Origin of the sequence: Marivita sp. (assembly GCF_017643905.1) — a bacterium.
Lineage (GTDB): Bacteria > Pseudomonadota > Alphaproteobacteria > Rhodobacterales > Rhodobacteraceae > Marivita.
Genome location: NZ_JAEPMO010000188.1, coordinates 1 through 6957, shown reverse-complemented (window position 1 = coordinate 6957; position 6957 = coordinate 1). Strand labels below are relative to the sequence as shown.

Here is a 6957-nt window from a genome sequence, read left to right as displayed (position 1 = left end):
CATCCATGCAAAGGACATCCCCCATGTCTGATCCTACCTTTGGCCTGTCGATCCAGCGGATCGACAATGAGCCTCGGCCGCCTGTGGCCAGCGACATGTCCGTCGTCGGTATCATCGGCACCGCAGCTGACGCGGACGCCACCGCGTTTCCGCTGAACATGCCGGTGTTTCTCTATTCCGACGACGCCACCAAGCTAACAGCGTTGGGTGCGGCTGGCACCCTGCGCGATGCCATCACGCTTGTGAATGCGCAGCTGGGGTCGTTCCAGGCGGCCGCAAAGATCGTCGTGGTGCGTGTCGCCGACGGCGATGGTGTGAATGCCATCGACGATACCCTCGCCAATATCGTCGGTGACGGTGTCGCCACCGGCCTCAGCGCGTTCCTGAACGCACCCGCTGAGCTCGGCGTCACGCCCCGCCTGATTTGTGCCCCGGGCTTTACCAGCCAGCGCATGGGGGGTGATGCAAACCCCGTCTGCGCAGCGCTGCCCCCGATCTGCGAAAAGCTGCTGGCGCATGCGGTGGTCGATGGCCCCGCCACCACCCTGCAGGACGCGCTAGACTGGCGCGAGACGATCTCGCATGATCGCCTCATCCCGGTGGACCCGGCGGTGCGCGTGCTGGACGGCGGCGTGACCGTGGTGCAGCCCCTCTCCCCGGCGGTCATTGGTGTGGGCGTGCGGCGGGATCATGCCTTCCAGGGCCGCCCCTTCCACAGCTGGGCCAACCAGCCGGTGCAGGGCATCGTTGGACCCTCGCGCCCGATTGCCTTCTCGCTCACCGATGGCGCCACCGAGGGCCAGAGCCTGCTCGCAGCCAATATCGGCATCCTGCTGCGCGGCGAGATGGGCGTCGAGAGCGTCATCGGTCAGGGCGGCTTTATCTTTGTCGGCACCGACAACGCCGGCGAAGATGACCTCTGGCGGTTCTACAACGTCACCCGCGGGCGCGATTACATCCACCTGATGCTGCTGCGCACCCTGCGGTTCTACCTCGGCCGCTTCAACATCACCGGCCAGACCATCCAGGCCGTGCTGAACACGATGGAAACGGCTTTGCGCAACCTCAAGGCCGATGGCGACATTCTCGGCTTCGAGGTCAAGTTCCTGCCGGCGCAGAACAGCCCCGAAGAACTGCGCCAGGGCCGCTTCACCGTCACCTTCGCAGCCGAGGAAGCCCCGGTCCTGCGCTATCTCGGCATCCAGTCCGCCCGCTATCGCCCGGCGCTCAACGCCCTGCTTGACGAGCTGCTGGCACAGGTCGGCACCATCACCGGCTGACCCGGCAGTCAGCAAGCAGACGTCCAGATGTAGAATATATGCCTCATTCAGGCAGCAAATCCATACTGTCGTGGTGATGATACCACCGCCTTCAAGCATCCAACCCTGACAGGCTGACCCGGCGCAGCTGTGTCGGCGAGACTGGACCGCCCGGATGATCGCTCCCCCAACAAAAAGGACAGGCTCAGATGAGCACTATATACCTCATGGAGGCCGCAAACCTCTTTTGCGGCGATGACGACCCCACCGCCTCCAAGCACCTCACCCTGACCGAGCTGCAGCTGCCCAACCTGCAGGAAGCCTATCAGGACCACCAGCCGGGCGGCTCCCGCGTCCAGATCGAGGTGGCGGTCGGCATCCAGAAGCTCGAGGCCAGCTTCAAGCTGGCGGGCTGGGACCCGGACCTGCTGGCCCAGTTCGGCCTTGGCGCCAGCGCGCGCAAGAAGTTCACGGCCTACGGCGTGATCCGCAACAAGCGCAGTGGGGCCGCCATCGAGGCCAAGGCGGTGCTTGAAGGTCGCCTCGGTGCCGCCAGCCCCGAAGCGTTCACACGTGGCGAGATGCAGGGCTTCGACTACACGATCTCGGAGATCCTGCATTACGAGCTGCACTTCGAGGGCACGGAGACCTATTACTGGGACTTCTTCACATCGGATTGGCGCGTCAACGGCGTGTCGCAAAACGCAGATGAGCGCACAATCCTGCGCATCCCCGGCGGTCTGTGAGGTACATCATGACATCCCCCAAGACCAAAACGCTTCGCCTGCACTACCCCGTCACCGTCGAGGACCGCGAGGTCTCCGAGGTGACGATCACCCGCCCCAAGGTCAAGGACCTCAAGGCGATGGACGCCGCACTGGACGGCATCAAAGACAAGCTCGATCAGGGCATTGTCATGGCCGCCACCCTGACGGGATTGCCGCCAGAGGTGATCGAGGAGCTCGATGCCGAGGACTTCACCAAGCTCTCGGAGGAGGTCGCCGGTTTTTTCCCCCAGGCCAAGGCGCACGGGACTGGCGCTCCGTCATTGCCGAAACCGCCCACTGGCTGAACACCCCCATCACCGCCTTCGAGCACATGGACTGGTCCGAGGTCGTGCTCTGGCACAACGAAGCCCGGCGTCTGGCCGGCGCACAGCGCAGGTGAGCCATGTCCGTTCTGACGTCGCAGCTGATCATTTCCCTGATCGACCGGGTCACCGAACCCGCCCGGCAGGCCGCAGGTTCCCTGGCCGGGATCACCCACCGGATACGCGAGGCAAATGGCCAGCGCCTCGGTCTGTCGGACCGGCTTGATCTCGCGCTCTCGCGCAATGCAGATGCGCTGGACAGGGCCCGCCTGGGGGTGATCGATGTTGCGGGCAGCTATGCCACGCTGCATGGGGCCATCGCAGGTCCGATCCAGACCGCGGCAGAGTTCGAGGCGGCCATGGCCAGCGTGGCAAAGGTTGTCGACTTTCCGACACCCGAAGCCTTTGAGGCGTTTCAAAACGAGCTGTTCCGGCTCTCGCGGGAGATCCCGTTTGCCGTCAATGGTCTGGCGGAGATCGCCGCCGCCGCGGGTCAAGCCGGCATCGCAGGAGCGGACCTGACGCGGTTCACGGCGGCGGCCGCCAAGATCGGTGTCGCCTTCGATATCAGCTCCGAGCAATCCGGCACCGCGATGGCCAACATGATGACAGCGCTCGGTCTCTCCGTCGACGAGGCCATCCTGCTCGCGGACGCGATGAACCACCTGTCCAACAGCCAGGCCTCCAGTGCGGCGGACATTCTCAGCGTGGTGCAGAGCGTCGGCGCGCAGGCCACCATGTTCGGCTTTACCGCAGAGCAGACCGCCGCCTTTGCCTCGGCGATGCTGGCGGCGGGTGCGCAATCCGATGTGGCGGCCACCTCCTTCCGGAACATGGGGGCTGCCCTGACCCGCGGCGCATCCGCCACCGGCTCGCAACGGGATGCGCTGCAGGCGCTTGGACTTGATGCCGAGCAGGTTGCCCGGTCGATGCAGGAAAACGCCGTTGCGACAACAACGGATGTTCTGCGCCGGATTGCCCAGCTGCCTGCGGAACAGCAGGCGGCCATTTCCACGGACCTTTTTGGCAGCGAGGCCCGGGCGCTTGGCCCTCTGCTGACCAATCTCGATCTGATCGAGGGCACCTTGGCGATGGTGGGGGACCAATCGCGCTATGCGGGCTCGGCCTTTGCGGAGTTCGCTGCACAGAACGACACGTTCAATTCCCATCTGCAGCGGTTCTTGAGCCTGCTGGACGAGTTCAAGATCCGCATCGGCAACGCGCTTATCCCGGCCCTTGTCCGCCTTGGACAGGCGATTGCGCCGATCATCGTTGCCGCCTCCGAGTTTGCTGCCAGCTATCCGGAAGTGACCACGGCGATTGTCGGATCGATTGCGGGGTTCATCGCGCTCAAGGGCGCCCTCGCTGGCCTGACCTTTGTCGGGCTGCTGGGTCGGGGCGGCGCTCTGAACCTGCTGGCTGCAGGCTTCCGCAGTCTGTTCCTGGTCGCACGCGCCGGACCCCTTCTTGCGGTTGGCGCGGCCCTGTCGTTCCTGAGCAACAATTGGGAGGGCGTCAAAGCGGGCATCGATGCGTTCAAGGCGTCCTTCTCGGAGGCCATGAGCGCGGCCAGCCCTGCACTCGAGAGGTTCACCGCCCTCGTGGGGGACGCTCTGTCGTGGTTCAACCGGCTGACGGGGCCGATCGATCCCGATCTTTGGCTGCGCTGGGGCTCGGCGGCGGCCACTGCGGCGGCTGGTGTGGTGGCGGGTCTTGCGAGAGCTGCATCTGGCCTGCGCGACTTTCTGTCCAATCTGGCCGTCGATCCACAGGCGGCGCTGGCGCAGGCGCGCAGCGCGGGCAAGCAAATCGTCGACAGTTTGATGGATGGGCTGTCGGAGGGTTGGTCACGCGTCACATCTTGGAGTGCGGGTCTGGACCTGGACCTCCGGGGCTTGGCGGCCGGTGCGGGCAGGTCTATTGGCGCGTTATCAGCGGATTTGGCGAATGCAGCGATTGTGGCGCTCCGCTCCGCTTGGGCATCGATCACGTCTTATGCGGGCGATCTGGATTGGGGCCGCGTTGGCGCGACCGTGGCCAGCGGCCTGCTTGCGGGTTGGAGCGGTCTTGGGGAACTGGTGATTGCGGCGATATCTTATTCCTGGTCGTCATTGGCCACCTTCGTGGACGGTCTGGATGTGGACTGGTCGCAGGCTGCGGCGAACATCCTGCTTGGGGTGCCGCAGGTTGCTTACGGCCTTGGCGCGGCCTTGGTGCAGGCGATGGCCGGAGCGTACAGCGCCGTTCATGACTGGGCCTCGACCGTGACCGTGGATTGGGGCGCGGTGGGTGAGACGATTGGCGCCGGTGTCGGTCGCTTGATCGGTGTGGTCGGCGGGTTTCTCTACGAGACCTTCACCGAGATCTGGACAGGTGTTGCGGCCTGGCTTGCCAGCGATGGTCCGGGTGTGGATTGGGGCGGGGCGGCCAGCTCTATTGTCGACGCAGTTTTTGACGGCATCGGCGCTGCCTGGCATGCCTATTCCAACTTCGTCATGGGGCTGCTGCGCGGTCTCTTCGGGGAAATCCCGCCAGAGGTGTTCGAGGCAGGCGCCACCCTGATACAGCTGCTCAAGGACGGGGCGGTGCAGGCGTTCGACGACTTTCTGGGTTGGGTCGCGGGGATCCCGGGGCGCATCCTCTCCGCCATCGGCAGGATCGACCTGTCCAGCCTGATCGACTTCGGGGAGCCCCCGGGCTGGCTCAAGTGGTTGATCGGAGAGGATGAGAGCGCTGCGCAAATCCAGGCCGTCCCGGCACCTCCCTCTCAAAGCGAGCTCGGCGCGCTGGATATTGGGCAGCGTGCAGCTGCCGAAGCCCTGATGACCGCGCGGTCGGCGGGTGACGTGCCAACGCAGCAATATCTTGATGATCTCTCCACCTACGCAGGTCAGCTCCGAGACGAGATGGCTGGAGTGCAGGCGCAGATCGCACAGATCGATCAAAACGGCCCGATGGGGCAAACGCTGGCGGTACCGCTGCGCGCCGAACTACGGCATCTTCAGTCCGATCTCTATCAGGTCGAGGGTGATCTGGCCGAAGGCCGATCCCGTGCGGACGAGGTCACCCATGCTCTGCGCATGTTGGGCGATACCAGCGCCACCCCTGAGGTCAGCACGGCCTCGATCGATGCAGCGCTGGCCCGTGCGCGCGCTCTTTCCATGGAGCTTGGCGGGCTCAATCGCCCCGGCGCGACAACGGGTGCAGCCCCGGCTCCCGCGGTGCCAGAGATCGACGGCCAGCGCGCCAAGGGGGGTCCTATCAGCCGGGGTGGCACCTATCTCGTGGGCGAAGACGGCCCCGAACTGATCACGGCCAGCCGCAACGGCTATGTGCACCCGAATGGCGAGGGGCCTGTGGCGTCCGAGGCAGCGGCCGCCTCGAGCCTTGCGTCGATCACGGTGACGGTCGGTGATATCGTGATCTCCCCCACCATCAGCACCACCGAGCGGGTCGATCCCGCCCAGCTCTCGCGCGAGATCGGGCGGCAGATGCGCGACGAGGTGCGCGAGGCCTTCCGCGGTGTGTTTGCCGACACAGGCATGAGGTTTGCGTGATGCTGATGATGCTGGGACCGCTGCGCTTCGAGGTCGTGCCGTTCAATACGGGCAGCTATGACCACGGCCACGCCGCCGGTTTTGCCGAAAAGCCGGTGCTGGGCGCCCGCCCCCCACTCGAGTTCGTGGGCGCGGGTCCGGAGACCTGGACGATCAAGGCCAGGCTCTTTCCCGAGACATTCGGCGGGCTGTCGGAGCTGGACATGCTCTACACCCTCCGGGCCTCCGGCGCGCCGCACTACATGATGCGCGGCGACGGCGCCGTCATGGGCTGGGTGGTGATCCGCACCGTGACGGAGCGGTCGAGCCATCTGGGCGCAGGCGGGGTCGGCCGCGTGATCGACATCGATATCGAGGTGGCGCGCAGCGCGCCGCCCTCCGCCACCACCTTCTTCGCGCGCCTGGCGCGGGTCTTCCTGCCGGAGCTGACATGACCGACATCACCGAGCGCATCACCGTCGAGGGCGATGGCCTGACGGTCTCGCTTCTTGTCTGGCGGCGCTTCCACCGCGCCATGCCCGGCCTCGTCGAGCGGGTTTACGCGATGAACCCGGGGCTTGCGGCGCATGGCCCAACCTTGCCCCTGGGCACGTCCTTTCTGCTGCTGGTCCCGGCTCCCGACCCGTCGCCCGATCCGGCGCAGGTCCTGGCGCCAATCCGGCTCTGGTAACAGCGGAGGGGGGGCATGCGCGCAGCGTTCACCGTCACGGTTGCCGGGACAAACATCACGACAGCGCTGGCACCGGTGCTGCTGAGCCTGAGGGTCTCCGACAAGGTCGGCACGCATACCGACAGTGCCGATCTCGACATCGACGACACCTCCGGTCAGATCGTCCTGCCCCGCAAGGGGGCGAAGGTCGCCATCAGCCTCGGCTGGCAGGGCGAAGGCCTGCGCGAGGTGTTCCGCGGCACGGTGGACGAGGTGAAGTCCTCGGGAAGCCGCGGGGCGGGTCGCCGCCTGCGGATCAGTGCCAAAGGCATGGACACCACCGGTCCCGCAAAGGAGGGCCAGCAGCGCCACTGGGACGAGGCCACGGTCGAGACGATCCTG

At 65.8% G+C, this 6957-nt stretch carries 7 protein-coding genes; all 7 read left to right on the top strand.

The annotated features are described in order from the left end of the window. The first annotated feature begins 23 nt into the window (after positions 1-23). Complete coding sequence (locus tag JJ869_RS20830; protein WP_292270311.1) at positions 24-1280, top strand: hypothetical protein; 1257 nt, start codon at positions 24-26, stop codon at positions 1278-1280. Between the two features lie 188 nt (positions 1281-1468). Next, complete coding sequence (locus JJ869_RS20825; RefSeq protein WP_292270309.1) at positions 1469-2005, top strand: phage major tail tube protein; 537 nt, start codon at positions 1469-1471, stop codon at positions 2003-2005. 8 nt (positions 2006-2013) lie between these two features. Further along, the gene (locus JJ869_RS20820) at positions 2014-2331 is read left to right on the top strand and encodes a phage tail assembly protein (protein WP_292270307.1); all 318 of its coding nucleotides are present in this window, start codon (positions 2014-2016) and stop codon (positions 2329-2331) included. A 98-nt stretch (positions 2332-2429) separates the two neighbouring features. Further along, the gene (locus JJ869_RS20815) at positions 2430-5906 is read left to right on the top strand and encodes a phage tail tape measure protein (protein ID WP_292270305.1); all 3477 of its coding nucleotides are present in this window, start codon (positions 2430-2432) and stop codon (positions 5904-5906) included. Then, a complete protein-coding gene (locus JJ869_RS20810; protein ID WP_292270302.1) occupies positions 5906-6340 on the top strand; it encodes a phage tail protein in 435 nt (144 codons plus the stop codon). The genes JJ869_RS20815 and JJ869_RS20810 overlap by 1 nt, the downstream gene beginning before the upstream one ends. Beyond that, entirely contained in the window at positions 6337-6576 is a 240-nt protein-coding gene (locus tag JJ869_RS20805) for a tail protein X (protein WP_292270299.1), read from the top strand. The genes JJ869_RS20810 and JJ869_RS20805 overlap by 4 nt, the downstream gene beginning before the upstream one ends. Positions 6577-6591: 15 nt before the next feature. After that, a partial coding sequence (locus JJ869_RS20800) for a hypothetical protein (protein WP_292270296.1) occupies positions 6592-6957 on the top strand: 366 nt, incomplete at its 3' end.